General features: G+C 68.9%; 14 protein-coding genes. 9 read left to right on the top strand and 5 right to left on the bottom strand.

Going from position 1 to position 15,331, the window contains the following annotated elements; translation table 11 throughout:
• Nucleotides 1–15 precede the first annotated feature (15 nt).
• Nucleotides 16–654, top strand: coding sequence for a TetR/AcrR family transcriptional regulator (locus tag ACWDUD_RS02700; protein ID WP_450108240.1), 639 nt, complete (start codon nt 16–18; stop codon nt 652–654).
• 214 nt (nt 655–868) lie between these two features.
• A complete protein-coding gene (locus ACWDUD_RS02695; protein ID WP_450108239.1) occupies nt 869–2,227 on the top strand; it encodes an NlpC/P60 family protein in 1,359 nt (452 codons plus the stop codon).
• 87 nt (nt 2,228–2,314) lie between these two features.
• Here ACWDUD_RS02695 and greA read toward each other — a convergent pair whose 3' ends face one another.
• Together greA and ACWDUD_RS02685 are read right to left on the bottom strand one after the other, a co-directional pair.
• Complete coding sequence (gene greA / locus ACWDUD_RS02690) at nt 2,315–2,809, bottom strand: transcription elongation factor GreA (RefSeq protein ID WP_450108238.1); 495 nt, start codon at nt 2,807–2,809, stop codon at nt 2,315–2,317.
• 220 nt (nt 2,810–3,029) lie between these two features.
• Nucleotides 3,030–3,464: a DUF4307 domain-containing protein gene (locus tag ACWDUD_RS02685; RefSeq protein ID WP_197257235.1), complete on the bottom strand. Its 435-nt coding sequence runs from the start codon at nt 3,462–3,464 to the stop codon at nt 3,030–3,032.
• Nucleotides 3,465–3,616: 152 nt separating this feature from the next.
• Here ACWDUD_RS02685 and mca point away from each other — a divergent pair, with 152 nt between their 5' ends.
• Genes mca through ACWDUD_RS02670 form a run of 3 tightly spaced genes read left to right on the top strand, consistent with a single transcriptional unit; the run spans nt 3,617 to nt 6,845 of the window.
• Complete coding sequence (mca, locus tag ACWDUD_RS02680) at nt 3,617–4,495, top strand: mycothiol conjugate amidase Mca (RefSeq protein WP_197257234.1); 879 nt, start codon at nt 3,617–3,619, stop codon at nt 4,493–4,495.
• Nucleotides 4,492–4,800: a hypothetical protein gene (locus ACWDUD_RS02675; protein ID WP_248676129.1), complete on the top strand. Its 309-nt coding sequence runs from the start codon at nt 4,492–4,494 to the stop codon at nt 4,798–4,800. Before mca ends, ACWDUD_RS02675 begins: the two co-directional genes overlap by 4 nt.
• A gap of 50 nt (nt 4,801–4,850) precedes the next feature.
• The gene (locus tag ACWDUD_RS02670) at nt 4,851–6,845 is read left to right on the top strand and encodes a thioredoxin domain-containing protein (RefSeq protein WP_450108237.1); all 1,995 of its coding nucleotides are present in this window, start codon (nt 4,851–4,853) and stop codon (nt 6,843–6,845) included.
• A 4-nt stretch (nt 6,846–6,849) separates the two neighbouring features.
• Here ACWDUD_RS02670 and ACWDUD_RS02665 read toward each other — a convergent pair whose 3' ends face one another.
• Nucleotides 6,850–7,512, bottom strand: a complete 663-nt coding sequence (locus ACWDUD_RS02665; protein ID WP_197257231.1) for a TetR/AcrR family transcriptional regulator — start codon at nt 7,510–7,512, stop codon at nt 6,850–6,852.
• A 188-nt stretch (nt 7,513–7,700) separates the two neighbouring features.
• On the opposite strand from ACWDUD_RS02665, the gene ACWDUD_RS02660 reads away from it, so the two are divergent.
• The gene (locus ACWDUD_RS02660; RefSeq protein ID WP_450108236.1) at nt 7,701–9,785 is read left to right on the top strand and encodes an ABC transporter permease; all 2,085 of its coding nucleotides are present in this window, start codon (nt 7,701–7,703) and stop codon (nt 9,783–9,785) included.
• Nucleotides 9,786–9,882: 97 nt separating this feature from the next.
• Here ACWDUD_RS02660 and trhA read toward each other — a convergent pair whose 3' ends face one another.
• Entirely contained in the window at nt 9,883–10,551 is a 669-nt protein-coding gene (gene trhA / locus ACWDUD_RS02655) for a PAQR family membrane homeostasis protein TrhA (protein ID WP_197257229.1), read from the bottom strand.
• 159 nt (nt 10,552–10,710) lie between these two features.
• Between trhA and ACWDUD_RS02650 the strand changes: the two genes are divergently transcribed.
• Nucleotides 10,711–11,478: an isoprenyl transferase gene (locus ACWDUD_RS02650; RefSeq protein ID WP_197257219.1), complete on the top strand. Its 768-nt coding sequence runs from the start codon at nt 10,711–10,713 to the stop codon at nt 11,476–11,478.
• A 76-nt stretch (nt 11,479–11,554) separates the two neighbouring features.
• Here the strand turns inward: ACWDUD_RS02650 and coaA are convergent, their stop codons facing one another.
• Nucleotides 11,555–12,487 (bottom strand): type I pantothenate kinase, encoded by a 933-nt coding sequence (coaA, locus tag ACWDUD_RS02645; RefSeq protein WP_197257217.1) that lies wholly within the window; start codon nt 12,485–12,487, stop codon nt 11,555–11,557.
• Between the two features lie 175 nt (nt 12,488–12,662).
• Between coaA and ACWDUD_RS02640 the strand changes: the two genes are divergently transcribed.
• The gene (locus ACWDUD_RS02640; RefSeq protein ID WP_450108235.1) at nt 12,663–13,853 is read left to right on the top strand and encodes a DUF885 domain-containing protein; all 1,191 of its coding nucleotides are present in this window, start codon (nt 12,663–12,665) and stop codon (nt 13,851–13,853) included.
• 94 nt (nt 13,854–13,947) lie between these two features.
• Nucleotides 13,948–15,243, top strand: coding sequence for a serine hydroxymethyltransferase (gene glyA, locus ACWDUD_RS02635; protein ID WP_197257213.1), 1,296 nt, complete (start codon nt 13,948–13,950; stop codon nt 15,241–15,243).
• Nucleotides 15,244–15,331 lie beyond the last annotated feature (88 nt).

The raw sequence follows: 15,331 nt of genomic DNA, 5'->3' as shown, positions 1-15,331 counted from the left end.
TGCGATAGTGGATGGATGACCCGCCCCGGTGCGTCGCTACCCAGTCTTTTCGGTCGCGCGATCGAGCAGGTGTTGTCGGCGCCGGAGGCGGACGACGGGGTGTTCGACGCCGCGCTCGCCGTACTCGCCGAGCGCGGCACCCGGGCCGCGACGATGGACGACGTGGCCGCGCGCTCGGGGGTCAGTCGCGCGACGCTCTTCCGCCGTTTCGGCGGGAAGGACGCGCTGTTCGAGGCGGCGCTGGCGCGCGCGCTGCGCGGGTTCCTCGAAGAGATCGGCACGACCTTCCTCACGGTCACCGATCCGGTGGAACGCATCGAGGCGGCCTTCGTCGCGTGCCTGCGCTTTCGCCGTCGGTTCATCGCGGGGAACTCGGATCCGGCGCACGGTGCCACCCTGGTGGCGATGCTCTCGGCCGGTGACCCCTCGCCCCTCGAACTCGGCCGGCGGTTCATCGCCGCCCGCATCGTGGCCGGCCAGGCGGAGGGCGTCCTGCCTGCGGCGGACGCGGACATCCAGGCCGACGCGATCATCCGCCTGACGCTCAGCTATCTCGTGCTGCCCAGTGCCGTCTACGACCTCGACGACATCGAGGTCGCACGCTCGGTGGCCCGCAAGGCGATCGCGCCGCTGGTCACCGGCATTCCGGGCTGAGCGCCGCGGCGCTTCGCGGGCGGACGCCCCTGTTCCGGGCGGGATTTCTGTAACCTCTGGTACCGGGATTATACCGGGGGAGGTCCAACATGAGCCGACTTATTGAAACACGTTCCTACATATATGTGATATGAACGTGGTGAAACGACACCGGTGATCGACATCACAACGTACGGTGAAGTCGTTCCGGATATGGATGGTGGGGAGTTCGCGTATGTCAGTCGACGCGTCGGCCGTGATCGTTGCAGTGGCTACGGCCGCAAGCGCCCTGGTACAGGGGGCCGACATTCCGGCGGAGATCAAGGACCAGGTCACACAGGTCATCGAATCGTTCGAGGCGTCCGCGCCCGGCGTCGACCAGCAGGTAACGGACATGATCGCGACGCTGCCCGAAGCAGTTCGGCCGGCGGCGCAACAGGCGGTCGTGGACGCCACGAACTCCGTGGCGGCCGCGATCGAACCGCATCTTCCGCCCGAGGCGGCCGCGGCCCTCGTGACACCCCCGGAAAGCGCGGGACCCCCGCCCGGCCTGGCTCCCGCCGCTCCGGCACCGCGACCGAATCCGTTCGCGGTGACACCGCCGCCCGCGGTCGCGACCGGGCCGGTTGCGCAGGCCCCGGCCGGAATCACCGTCGGCGGCATCACGCTGCCGTCGATCCCGGCGATCCTGCCCGGAACGAGCCTCGCCCCGATCGGGGCCGTCGCGGTCTTCGCGCCGTGGCTCAAGAAGGCCGGGTCGCTGTGCGAGGGCATCACCACGCCCGTACTCGCCGCCCTGTACTCGGCCGAGAACGGCTTCCGCTACGGGCCCACCGCGCCGGTCTCGCCGACCGGCGCGAAAGGTCCGGGCCAGTTCATGCCGGGCACCTGGGACGCATACGGCAAGGACGCCGACGGCGACGGGATCGCGGACGTCCTCGGCATCGCCGATCCGGTGATGGCATCGGGTGCGCTGCTCTGCGACAACTACAAGCTCATCGACGACTGGAAGAAGCGCGGCCTGGTGCAGGGCGACACCCTGGACCTGACACTGGCCGCGTACAACGCCGGTATCGGCGCGGTCCGTCGCTCGGGCGGCATGCCGTCGGGCTCACCCGACTACGAGAACCAGACCAAGCCCTACGTCGCGAAGATCCGCGCGACCGAAGCGGCGTTCTCCCGGTTGCTGTCGCCGTTCCTGGGCCTGGGCCTGCCCGGCATCACCGATACCGGCAACAAGGTCGTCGACCTCGCATTCCGCTTCCTGGGCCTGCCCTACGTGTGGGGCGGCGGCAACATCAACGGCCCGTCCGGCGGCGGCTTCGACTGCTCCGGGCTCACGTCCTACGCCGTCTACGCCGCGACCGGCATCGCGCTGCCGCGCACCTCGGAAACCCAATGGCACGTCGGCACCGAGATCCCGCTGGATCAGGCCCGGCCCGGCGACCTGCTGTTCGGCAACTGGCAGGCCGGGGGACCGGGACACGTCGCCATCTACATCGGCGGCGGCCAGATGGTGCATGCGCCCACGACCGGTGACGTCGTCCGGGTCGGCGCGGTATTCCCCGACATGAAGGCCCGCAGGATCTTCTGAGTCCGGACACGAGAAAGGCCCCGACCGCACGGTCGGGGCCTTTCTCAGGCGTTCGACAGGACCGGCCGTGGATTCACGGCCGTCCGATCAGCCGTGGTACGGCTCCGCGCTGACGAGGGTCACCTTCATGGTGCCGCCGTTGGGCAGGACGTACTCACGGGTCTCGCCGACCTTCGCCTCGAGCAGCGCGCCGCCGAGCGGGGAGTTGGGCGAGTAGATCTCGATCTCGTTGCTGCGCGCACCCTCTTCACGGGTCGCGATCAGGAACGTCTCCTTGTCGCTCTCGTCTCCTTCGTAGTACACCGTGACAACCGATCCGGGCAGCGCGACACCGGACCGGGTGGGCGCAACGCCGACCTTCGCGGCACTGAGCAGCTCCTGGAGCTGGCGAATCCGGGCCTCCTGCTGGCCCTGTTCCTCGCGGGCGGCGTGGTAGCCGCCGTTCTCCTTGAGATCACCCTCTTCGCGGCGCTCGTTGATCTCGGCCGCGATGATGGGACGATTCGCGATGAGCTGGTCGAGTTCTGCCTTGAGTCGGTCGTACGACTCCTGTGTCAGCCAGGTGCCCTGGGTCTCGGTCATCCTCGATCACTTCCTTCGGGTTGGAGCCCCCGGCTCCGTCGACAGGCCGCGCACATGCAGCGACCACGACAGCATGGGCTCCTGATCGTTACCCCCACTGGGTGTGGTGAACGGAGCCGTACTGCCTACTATGCAGCAATACACGGCCCCAAAGGGTGGAACCGTGTATCCGACCATTCTAGCACCAACGCGGATCCGGGGACGGAAAGCCGCTGTTCGGTCAGGGCGTGTGCAGATATTCGGGAACGACGAAGCTGCAGCCGTAGATGTCGCCCATGCCGGGGCGCTGCGAGGTCTTCACCGTCGAATTCAGGACGACCGTTCCGGAGTCGGACGGCGGGATCAGCACCTCGCGGCGACCGGTCTCCTGGCCGTCCTTCGACCGGGCCCGGATCACGCAGACCGCCTCCTGCGAAGGGTCCCGGCGGGTCACCGTGAACTGGAGGTCGACGGTCGAATCGTCGATGACCTCGAAGGTGATGATCTCCGATTCGATCTCCGACCGGCCGAACTGCAGATACACCACGAACGCCAGGGCCAGACCGACGGCGACACTGATCGCACCGAGAACCCACTTGCGGGTGCGCCGGGACGAACCGCCGGCCGTCGGGTAGCGGCCGGCCGGGTATCTGTCGTTCGCGGTGGTGTTGCTCATCACTTTGCTTTCGTGCCCGTCTGCGCGGGCCCGGGGCCACGGCTGACGGAGGACTGGTCAGGTGGAACTATAGGGGAAGGACCGACGTGCCCCGCCTGCGGTGCCGGGCGCGCGGTCGGACAGAGCACACAACGGCGAGGTGGAGGAAACACGTGAGCGGACTACGGCTCATGGCCGTGCATGCCCATCCCGATGACGAGTCGAGCAAGGGTGCCGCCACAACGGCCCGCTACGCGGCCGAGGGGAACGAGGTCCTGGTCGTCACCCTGACCGGTGGCGAACGCGGCGACATCCTCAACCCGGCCATGGACGTCCCGGGCATCCGCGAGCGGATGGAAGAGGTGCGCCGCGAGGAGATGGCCGAGGCCGCCCGAATCCTCGGGGTGCAGCACCGCTGGCTCGGTTTCGTCGACTCCGGCCTGCCCGAAGGCGACCCCAAGCCCCCGCTGCCCGAAGGCTGCTTCGCGCTCGTTCCGCTCGAAGAACCCACCCGCAAGCTCGTCCAGGTCATCCGCGAGTTCCGCCCGCACGTCATGACCACCTACGACGAGAACGGGGGCTACCCGCACCCCGACCACATCCGCTGCCACGAGGTGTCGATGGCCGCCTACGAGGCCGCCGCCGATCCCGACTACCACCCCGAGGACGGCGAGCCGTGGAAGGTTCGCAAGCTGTACTACTCGCACGGCTTCATCCGCCGGCGCATCGAGCTGTTCCGCGACGAGTACGAACGGCGCGGTGAACGCTTCCCGATGGAGGAATGGCTCAACCGCTGGCGCACCGAACAAGGCGACATCATGGCGCGCGTGACCACCCAGATCACCTGCGGCGACTACTTCCCGCAACGTGACGACGCGCTGCGCGCGCACGCGACGCAGATCGACCCCAACGGATCGTTCTTCGCGATTCCCCTGGACATTCAGCAGAAGGTGTGGCCGACCGAAGAATTCGAGTTGGCCAAGACCCGCGTGCACACGGTGATCCCCGAGTCGGATCTGTTCGCGGGCATCGAGGACGGACGAGTGCGATGACGATCGGCATGCTGGCAGCGGACGTTCTGGCGCAGGACCCCGCAGGCCCCGAGTTCGGCAAGGCGTCCCCGGTCGGGCTGGCGCTGATCGTCGTCCTGCTCGTCGCGACGGCACTGCTCATCCGGAACATGAACAAGCGGATCGGCAAGCTGCCCGAGACGTTCCGGCCCGAGCATCCCGAGCCCGATCAGGCCGCCGACGAGGGCACCGACCGGGGCGCGGCCACCGCGCCGGGCACGGAGAAGACCGCGCCCGAGATCGAGGGCACCGAAAAGACCGAAAAGAAGGGGTCCGAGAGCAAATAGCTCTCGCTTGTCACGAGCCCCACGCTGCCCGGCGTGGCAGGCTCGGAAGCATGGCCAACCGCCTCCGCCACAGCACCTCGCCCTACCTTCAGCAGCACGCCGACAACCCGGTGCACTGGCAGGAATGGACCGACGCGGCTCTCGCCGAGGCGCGGGAGCGCGACGTGCCGATCCTGCTGTCCATCGGCTACGCGGCATGCCACTGGTGTCACGTGATGGCGCACGAGTCGTTCGAGGACGAGGCGACCGCGGCCGTCATGAACGAGAACTTCGTGTGCATCAAGGTCGACCGGGAGGAACGACCCGATCTGGACGCGGTGTACATGAACGCCACCGTCGCCACGACGGGGCACGGCGGCTGGCCGATGACGTGCTTCCTCACCGCCGACGGTGCCCCGTTCTACTGCGGCACCTACTACCCGAACGTCGCGCGTGGCGGCATGCCGTCGTTCACCGAACTGCTCCAGGCCGTCACCCACACCTGGCGGACCCGCCGCGACGACGTGGCCGGCGCGGCCGGTGCGATCGTGGCGGAACTGCAGCGCAGCAGCAGCGGGCTGCCGGAGGGGGCCCGGCCCGTCGACGCCGCGCTGCTCGACGTGGTCGCCGGCACGGTCGCCGCCGACGAGGACCGCACCCACGGCGGGTTCGGGGGCGCTCCGAAGTTCCCACCGTCGGCGCTGCTCGAAGGGCTGCTGCGCAGCTACGAACGCAGCGGAACGGCGGAGACGCTCGCGGTCGTCGAACGGACGGCCGACGCGATGGCGCGTGGGGGCATCCACGACCGGCTCGCCGGGGGTTTCGCCCGGTACAGCGTCGACGCGGCCTGGGTGGTGCCGCACTTCGAGAAGATGCTCTACGACAACGCGCTGCTGCTGCGGGTGTACGCCCACCTCGCACGCATCACCGGACTGGACGCGACGCGGCGCGTCGCCGAGGGCATCGCGGGATTCCTGCTGCGGGACCTGGGCACCGCCGAAGGCTGCTTCGCCTCCGCCCTCGACGCCGACACCGCAGGCGTCGAAGGCCTGACCTACGTGTGGACACCGGCGCAGTTGATCGAGGTCCTCGGCCCGGACGACGGCGCGTGGGCCGCGCGGCTCTACGAGGTCACCGAGGCCGGCACGTTCGAAGACGGTATGTCGGTGCTGCAGTTGCCGTCGGACCCCGACGACGCCGAACGCGCCGAGCGGGTGCGTGCGCGGCTGTTCGAGGCCCGGCAGTCCCGGCCGCAACCGGGACGCGACGACAAGGTCGTCACGGCCTGGAACGCATTCGCCGTCACCGCACTCGCCGAGGCCGGCGCCGCCTTCGGGCGCGCGGACTGGATCGACGCCGCCGCGACCTGCGCGCGTCGCCTTCTGGAGACGCACCTCGTCGACGGGAGGCTGCGGCGCGCGTCGCTCGGTGGTGTCGTCGGCGCACCCGTCGGCGTGCTCGAGGACCACGGAGCCCTGGTCACCGCGTTGCTCGCGCTGTATCAGGCGACCGGCGACCCGTCGTGGATCGCACCGGCCCGCGACCTGGCCGACATCGCGCTCGCGCATTTCGCCGACCCTGAGCAGCCGGGCAGCTGGTTCGACACCGCCGACGACGCGGAGACGCTCGTCGCCCGGCCCCGCGACCCGATCGACGGCGCCACCCCGTCGGGCGCGGCGCTCGTAACCGAGGCGCTGCTGACGCTGTCCGCGGCGGTCGAGGACGGCGGTCGCTACCGGGAGGCCGCCGACGCGGCGCTCGCCACCGCCGCATTGCTGCTCGAACGGGCACCCCGATCGGCCGGGCACTGGCTCACGGTCGCCGAGGCCGCGGTGCGCGGTCCGATCCAGGTGGCCGTCGTCGGCGGGGGAGAGCTGCTCGACGTCGCGCGGCGGACGGCTCCGGGCGGATCGCTCGTGGTGGGCGGTGAACCTGAGTCGTCGCCGCTGTTCGCCGGTCGGTTCCTCGTCGACGGAGCGCCGGCGGCCTATGTGTGCCGCGGGTTCGTGTGCGATCGGCCGGTGATCTCGGTGTCGGACCTGCGCGCCGCGCTGGCCGTCGGGTGACCGATCAGGCCCACGCGGACGTGGTGCGGTAGCCGAGGAAGTCGCCCGCGCTGGTGACCGGGGCTTCGAGCATGCCCGCGCACGCGTCGATGAGGAAGTTGGCGAACCCGGTCCAGTCCGGCTCCACGTCCTCTCGTTCGAGCCGTTCCTCGTAGTCGGCGCACGCGTCGATGACCAACCGTCCCAGCAGCCACGAACGCCCGGTGTACACCGAGTCCGGGAGCTCGGACACGTATGCCCGGACCCGCTGGACGAGATCCTCCACGATCGGGTCCGCGATGGTGTTCGCGGCGACGGTCTCGACCATCGACGGCACGGTCCTGAGCTGCTGGAGGAACCGTGCCCGCCAGCTCGGGACGGGCATCGACGCGAGCTGATCGGTGAAGGGAATGATCAAGCAGCCCAACAGGTCCCGCAGTCCCGGGTCGGGTCCCAGCAGTGCGACGAGTTCTCTGCGCCGGGCTGCGGCGTCCTCGGAATAACGGAGGAGCGTGGCGCGCACGAGTTCGTCCCGGCTGCCGAAGTGGTAGCTCACGGCGGAGTGGTTCGCGTTGCCCGCGTGTTCGGCGATGCGCCGGTTCGACACCGCGTCGACCCCGAAGGTGGCGAACAGTTCCTCCGCCGAATCGAGCAGTGCTCGTCGTGCTTGGTCGCCGTAACTGCCCACGATTGGTCCCGTCGCTTTCTCTCGCTCGGGTCACAGTGTGCCCCGACGCCGAGTGGGACGAAGGTCACCACGGCTCGGCTTGGCCACTTTAAGACACTCGGCGTAATTTTTTAAGTCAACCAGCGTATTTTTCCGGGCCGGGCCGTGGAGACGACCGGGTCGCCGGAGGGCATCGAGGAGTCCCCGAATTGACCGACACCATCACGCTCGAGAAGAACGACCCGCCGGGCGGCGAACCCACCGAGGCCGACCTCGCCCGCGCCCGTAAGGAACACATCGGGCGCTACGTCGCGATCTTCGTGATGCCGTTCCTGATGGTCGGGATGATGATCACCGGGTACCTGTACGCGATGCACGCCCCGGCTCCGCGCGACATGCCGATCGCGGTCGCCGGTCCCACCCAGCAGGCCTACGACTTCGCGCGTGCGCTCGAGGACGCGGATCCGGACGCCGTCGACGTCCGGATCGTCGCCGACGACGCGGCTGCGCGCGATCTCGTGCTGGCGCGTGAGGTCTCCGGTGCGGTCTCGCTGTCCGACGCCGGCACCGCCACCGTCTACACCGCGGGCGCGGCGGGAGCGTCGCAGTCGTCGCTGGTCACCGGACTGCTGGCCCCGCAGGTCCTCGGACAGGGTCTCGACCTCACCGCTCGGGACCTCGCTCCGCTGCCGGGGAACGACATGGCCGGCCTGGGCGTCATGTTCATGGCGCAGGCACTCATGCTCGCGGGCTACATGCCGCTGAGCATCATGCTGTCCAACTCCCCGGAGTTGCTGCGGTTCCGCCGCATCGTGCCGTTGCTCGCCGGATGGTCCGTCCTGATCGGCAGCCTCGTGTGGCTCGTCGCCGGGCCGATCCTCGGCGTGATCCAGGGCCACACCGCGACCGTGCTGGGAATCTGCTGGCTCTCCATCTTCGCCGTGGGCTCGGTGCAGCTGTTCCTGACCCGGATCCTCGGACCGATGGCGGTCCTGGCGGGCATGCTCTTCGTCATGGTTCTCGGCGTCCCCGCCTCGAACCTGGGCATGTCGGTCTACTCGTTGCCGTCGATCTACTCGAGCCTGCACGGCTTCCTGCCGACCGCGGCCGCGGGGGAGTCGCTGAGGTCGGTCCTGTACTTCGGTGGGGAAGGACTCGGTGGCCACCTTATGGTCCTGGTCCTCGGTGCCGTGCTCGCCCTCGCCGCGACCCTCGGTGTCGACGCCCTGAAGCGTCGCCGCAACCCCGATGCGGGGGACCCCGAGATCACGATGCCCTCGCTCACCAACGGGCCGCGTCCCGAAAGCGATCGGGTCCGCTACCTCACCCTGGCGTTCTTCCCCTTCGCCATGGTCGTGCTGATGCTCTCGATCATGCTCGGCGCGATGTACCAGCCGACGCCGCGCGCGATGCCGGTGACCGTGGTCGCCGGGACGACCGAGCAGGCCGGCCAGGTGGTCGCAGGGCTCGAGCAGAACATGGCTGGTCTGTTCGACCTGCGCACCTCCGACTCGCTCGACGAGGCACGCGCCGAGGTGCAGGACCGCACGATCGTGGCGGCCTTCGTCCTGCCGTCCGCCGCGTCGCCCACCGCGACCCTGATCACCAACGAGGCTGCCGGCATGAGCCAGCAGCAGGTCGTGCAGCGGGTCTTCGACCAGGTGGCCGGCGGCATGCAGGTGCCCCTCACCATGGAGAACGTCGCCCCGCTGCCGGACTCCGACACGATGGGCACGGTCACGCTCTACGTCGCGATGGGCTGGATCATGTCCGGTTTCATGGTGGTCGTCGTGGCCGGCGGTGCGCAGCCCGCCGCCATGGTCCTGCGGCGCATGCTGCCCATCGCCGCCGGATGGGCGCTGTTCATGCCGGCCGTGCTCTGGGTGATCGCCGACCCCATCACCGGAGCGGTCGACGGGCACTTCCTGCCGCTGTGGGGAGTGGGGATCGTCGCGACGTTCACGACCTCGATGTTCACCCTGGCGCTGCACCGCCTGTTCGGGCTGCTCGCCGTCATCCCCGCGGTCGGGACCTTGATGTTCCTCGGCGTGCCGGCCTCGAACGGCGCGATGTCGATGTACATGACGCCGGAGATCTTCAAGTTCCTGCACGGCGTGCTGCCGATGCCGGCGGCGGTGGAGTCGGTCCGCTCGATCCTGTACTTCGGCGGCGACGCCGTCGGGTCGCACCTGGTCACCTTCGTGATGTGGGGTGTGGTGTCGCTGCTGTTCGTCGTCGCGATCGATGCCGTCCGGTCACGGAAGGAACCCGCCGAGCAGGCGATCGACGCCTGAACCGCCCCGAACTCCGCAGAACCCCGACCGGCACATCTCGCCGGCCGGGATTCTCCGGTTCAGGCGAACACGGCCGGTTCAGGCGAACACGACCGGTTCAGGCGAACACCACGAGCCAGACCGCGACCGCATGACACAGTGCCGCGAGCACGGTCGCGGCGTGGAAGAACTCGTGATGCCCGAACGTGTGCGGCCACGGGTTCGGCCATTTCGTCGCGTACAGCACCGCGCCGACGCTGTAGAGGATGCCGCCGATCAGCAGGAGCAGCATCGGGACCAGCCCGGCCGTGTCGACCACCGTGCCGGCGACCGGGACGATCGCCCAGCCGAGCAGCAGATACAGGGGCACGCCGACCCAGCGAGGAGCGGTCGGCCACAGCATCTTCAGCGCCACACCCGCCACCGCGCCCGACCACACCACGATCAGGAGGGTGCGGCCGGTGTCCGGCGGGAGGGCGAGGGTCGCGAACGGGGTGTAACTGCCGGCGATGAACAGGAAGATCATCGAGTGGTCGGCGCGCTTCATCCACATGCGAGCGCGGGGATCGTGCCAGTGCACCCGGTGATAGAGGGCGCTGACGCCGAACACCCCGCACACCGTGAGGCTGTAGATCGCGGTCGCGATGCCCGCGGGTGGTTCGGCGATGGTTGCGGCCAGGGCGACGAGCACGATGCCCGCGATCACCGAGACGGCGAACGCCCACAGATGGATCCATCCCCGCAGGCGCGGCTTCACCGGCAGTTCGTCGATCCCGAACACCGCCATAGGCCCGACCCCCTTCGTACTGCTCGGTAACCTACGCAACCGTAGGTTCTTGCTGGAATGTCACGTTACCCCTGTGCCGCCCGCGCCGCGTGTGGGTGTGACCACCATCGCGACCGGAGGGTCCGGTGGGCGTAGTGTGACCCCCGTGGTGATGTCGGGGTGAATGCGCGCGGGGTGTTGTATCAGCTGTACGAACGGCGTCTGCTGCGCCAACTCGAAGGTGCTCAGCACCCGCGGCACGTCGCTGTCATGTGTGACGGCAACCGTCGCTGGGCCCGGGAGAACGGTTTCACCGACGTCAGTCACGGCCACCGTGCCGGCGCCCGCAAGATCGCCGAGTTGCTCCGCTGGTGCGACGCGGCGGGCATCGAGACCGCGACGATTTATCTGCTGTCCACGGAGAACCTGCGCCGCGAACCCGAGGAACTCGACGTCCTGATCGAGATCATCACCGACGTCGTGGAGGAGATCTCCGGGCCGGAGCAGAACTGGAGCGTCAAGATCGTCGGCACGCTGGAGTTGCTGCCCGAGGAGCAGGCCCGCCGGCTCAGCGAGGCCGCCTGCCGCACCGAAGGACGCACCGGCACCCACGTCAACGTCGCCGTCGGCTACGGCGGGCGGCAGGAGATCGTCGACGCCGTCCAGTCGCTGCTGCGGGAGAAGCAGGCCGCCGGGCTGTCCGGTGAGGAACTGATCGAGTCCGTCACCGTCGACGCCGTCGACGGGCACCTCTACACCTCCGGCCAGCCCGACCCCGACCTCGTCATCCGGACGTCGGGGGAGCAGCGGCTTTCCGGGTTCCTGCTGTGGCAGAGCGCGTACTCGGAGATCTGGTTCACCGAGGCCTACTGGCCGGAATTCCGTCGCGTCGACTTCCTGCGCGCCCTACGCGATTTCGCTGCCCGGCACCGCCGCTTCGGGGCGTAGCACCCGGTAGCCGCGCCCGTGCCCGTGCGCGTTTTCGGTAGCAGCCGCTACCGAAAACGCGCACGAGGGGCGGGGGTCAGAGCTTGCGCAGCCGCAGCCGGTTGATGGCGTGGTCGGCGTCCTTGCGCAGCACCAGCGTCGCGCGCGGACGGGTCGGCAGGATGTTCTCGACCAGGTTCGGCAGGTTGATCGAGTGCCAGATCTCCTTGGCCGCGTTCACCGCATCGCGATCGGACAGGTTCGCGTAGTGGTGGAAGTGCGCGTCCGGATTCGCGAAGGACGTCTTGCGGAGCGCGAGAAACCGTTCCACGTACCACTTTTCGATGTCCTCGATGCGGGCGTCGACGTAGATCGAGAAGTCGAACAGGTCCGAGACCATCAGGCGCGGACCGGTCTGCAGGACGTTGAGGCCCTCGATGATGAGGATGTCCGGCTGCCGAACCACGTGGTACTGACCGGGAATCACGTCGTACGAGATGTGCGAGTACACCGGCGCCGCGACCTCCGCGGCCCCGGACTTGACCTCCGTCACGAAACGGAGCAGCTTCCGGCGGTCGTAGCTCTCGGGAAAACCCTTGCGGTGCATGATGTTCCGACGGATCAGCTCTTTGGTCGGATACAGGAATCCGTCGGTGGTGACCAGGTCGACCCGGGGGTGGTGGTCCCAGCGCGCGAGCAGTGCCTGCAGCACACGTGCGGTGGTGGACTTGCCGACGGCGACCGAACCGGCGACCCCGATCACGAACGGCACCTGCTGGTCCGGGTGTTTCTCCCCGAGGAACGTCGCGGTCGCGGCGAACAACCGCTGCCGGGCCGCGACCTGGAGGTGGATCAACCGCGACAGCGGCAGGTACACCTCGGCGACCTCCGCGAGATCGATCTGCTCGCCGAGGCCGCGCAGGCCGATGAGTTCGTCCTCGGTGAGCACCAGCGGCGTCGCCTTGCGCAGCGTGCGCCACTGCTTGCGGTCGAACTCGACGTACGGGCTCGGCTCGCTCAGACGTGCCATCGACACGATCCTTCCGCGGCTAGCGAACCGGCAGTGCAGCCCGGGTGCGGCTTGCGACGAAGGAAGTCCATGCACCGAATTGTGCGCGCTGCCACAGCGGCGTGTCCGCCCGGGGTCCCGCATCGGAGTGTCCGGCCCCGTCGCGACGCCGCACGAACGACTAGTGTTCGGAAGCATGGGATCGGACGGTTTCGTGCGTGAATATCTGCTGCTCGGCCTCGCTTTCGACCGGCTCGAGGAGGGCTTCGTCGACGCGTACACCGGCGACGCGTCGCTGCGTCGCCAGGTGGAGAACGCGCCGAAACCGGATCCCCGTGACCTATCCCACACCGCGAACCGGCTCCGCGCGGAACTGGCGGGCGCCGGATTGTCCGACGAACGCACCCGGTTCCTCGACGTGCACCTGCGCGCCATGGAGTGCTCGGCACGCAAATTCGCAGGTGAGGACATAGCTTTCGTCGACGAGGTCGAGGCGTACTTCGACGTGCGCATCGCCCCCGGCAACGAGGACGACTACCGCGACGCGCATCGTCGTCTCGACGCGCTGCTCCCCGGATCGGGACCGCTCGCCGAACGCCTGCAGGCTCACCGCAAGAGCGAGATCGTGCCCGCCGACCGCCTCGCCGAGTGCGTCGAGGCGTTCTCCAGCGCACTGCGCGACAAGGTTCGGGCCGTGTACCCGCTGCCGGAGGCCGAGCAGATCGAATACGAGGTGGTCGGCGACAAACCGTGGTCGGGTTTCAACTACTACCTGGGGAACTACCGCTCCCGCGTGGCGATCAACTCCGACCTCGAGCAGCACATGTCGCACCTGCCGCGCCTGATCGCGCACGAGGCGTACCCGGGTCACCACACCGAACACTGTCGCAAGGAAGCCGGTCTGGTCGCCGGCGGGCAGGCCGAGCAGACGCTGTTCCTGGTGAACACCCCGCAGTGCCTCATGGCGGAGGGTCTGGCCGACCTCGCGCTCGAGGCGATCGTCGGCCCGGGATGGGGCCGGTGGGCTCAGGAGATCTACGCCGACCTCGGCCTGCGTTTCGACGGCGAACTGGCGGAGCAGCTGCACGAGGCGTCCGCGGGGCTGCTGTCGGTGCGTCAGGATGCCGCGCTGCTGCTGCACGACCGCGGTCGCAGCCACGACGACGTCGCCGCGTTCCTGCAGCGTTGGTCGCTGTCGACCCCGGAACGGGCACGGCAGTCGCTGCGATTCCTGTCCTCGCCGCTGTGGCGCGCGTACATCAGCACGTATGTGGAGGGTTACCGGCTGCTCGGCGGCTGGCTCGAGCGGGTTCCGGCCGGTGCCGAGCGTGCCGAACGGTTCCGCAGGCTGCTCGACGAACCGCTGGTGCCGAGTTCGCTGCGGTGACCTCGATCACGGCGGGGTCCCGGGTTCCTGATTTCGGGATGCGCTTCGTAGACTGGAGGTCGTATCCTGCCGCCCCCAGCTTGGAGAATCCTCGATGACCACCGTGCCTGGCACCGACGTCAACACTGCCTCGCTCGCCGATCTCGACCCGGAAGTCGCGCAGGCGATGGCGGGTGAGTTGTCCCGTCAGCGCGACACCCTCGAGATGATCGCGTCGGAGAACTTCGTTCCGCGCGCCGTGCTGCAGGCCCAGGGCAGCGTGCTGACCAACAAGTACGCCGAGGGCTACCCGGGTCGCCGCTACTACGGCGGCTGCGAGAACGTCGACATCGTCGAGGACCTCGCGCGCAACCGCGCCAAGGAACTGTTCGGTGCCGAGTTCGCGAACGTGCAGCCGCACTCCGGCGCCCAGGCGAACGCCGCGGTGCTCATGGCGCTGATGACGCCGGGCGAGAAGCTCCTCGGCCTCGACCTCGCGCACGGTGGCCACCTCACCCACGGCATGAAGCTGAACTTCTCCGGCAAGCTGTACGACGTCGCGTCCTACGGGGTCAGCAAGGAAGACCACCGTATCGACATGGACGAGGTCCGCGACATCGCGCTGCGGGAGAAGCCGAAGGTCATCGTCGCCGGCTGGTCGGCGTACCCGCGTCACGAGGATTTCGCCGCGTTCCGGTCGATCGCGGACGAGGTCGGCGCCTACCTGTGGGTCGACATGGCGCACTTCGCCGGTCTGGTCGCTGCCGGCCTGCACCCGTCGCCCGTGCCCTACGCCGACGTCGTGTCCACCACCGTGCACAAGACCCTCGGCGGACCCCGCTCGGGTCTGATCCTGGCCAAGCAGGAGTGGGCCAAGAAGATCAACTCCGCGGTGTTCCCGGGCCAGCAGGGCGGACCGCTCATGCACGCGATCGCCGCGAAGGCCGTCGCCCTGAAGATCGCCGCCGGCGAGGAGTTCAAGGATCGTCAGCGGCGCACGCTCTCCGGCGCGAAGATCCTCGCCGAGCGCCTGTCGCAGGCGGACGTCGCCGACAAGGGCATCTCCGTGCTCACCGGTGGCACCGACGTGCACCTGGTGCTGGTGGACCTGCGCAACTCGGAGCTCGACGGCCAGCAGGGTGAGGACGCGCTGCACGAGGTCGGCATCACCGTCAACCGCAACGCCGTGCCGTTCGACCCGCGCCCGCCGATGGTCACCTCCGGCCTGCGCATCGGCACCCCGGCCCTCGCGACCCGCGGATTCGGCGACGAGCAGTTCACCGAGGTCGCCGAGATCATCGCGCAGACCCTGATCGGTGGCGCCGACGTCGACGCGCTGCGCGCCCGCGTCAGCAAGCTGGCTCAGGATGTGCCGCTGTACCAGGGCCTGGAGGACTGGACGCTCATCTGATCGCCCGCCTGCGTTAACGCATTCTTCACCGACACGCCCCGCGCTCATCGAGCGTTCGGGGCGTGTCGGCGTTAGCGTCGACGTTGTA

The sequence above is a fragment of the Rhodococcus sp. NPDC003382 genome (genome assembly GCF_053589135.1).
This window is presented reverse-complemented; position numbering and strand designations above follow the sequence as displayed.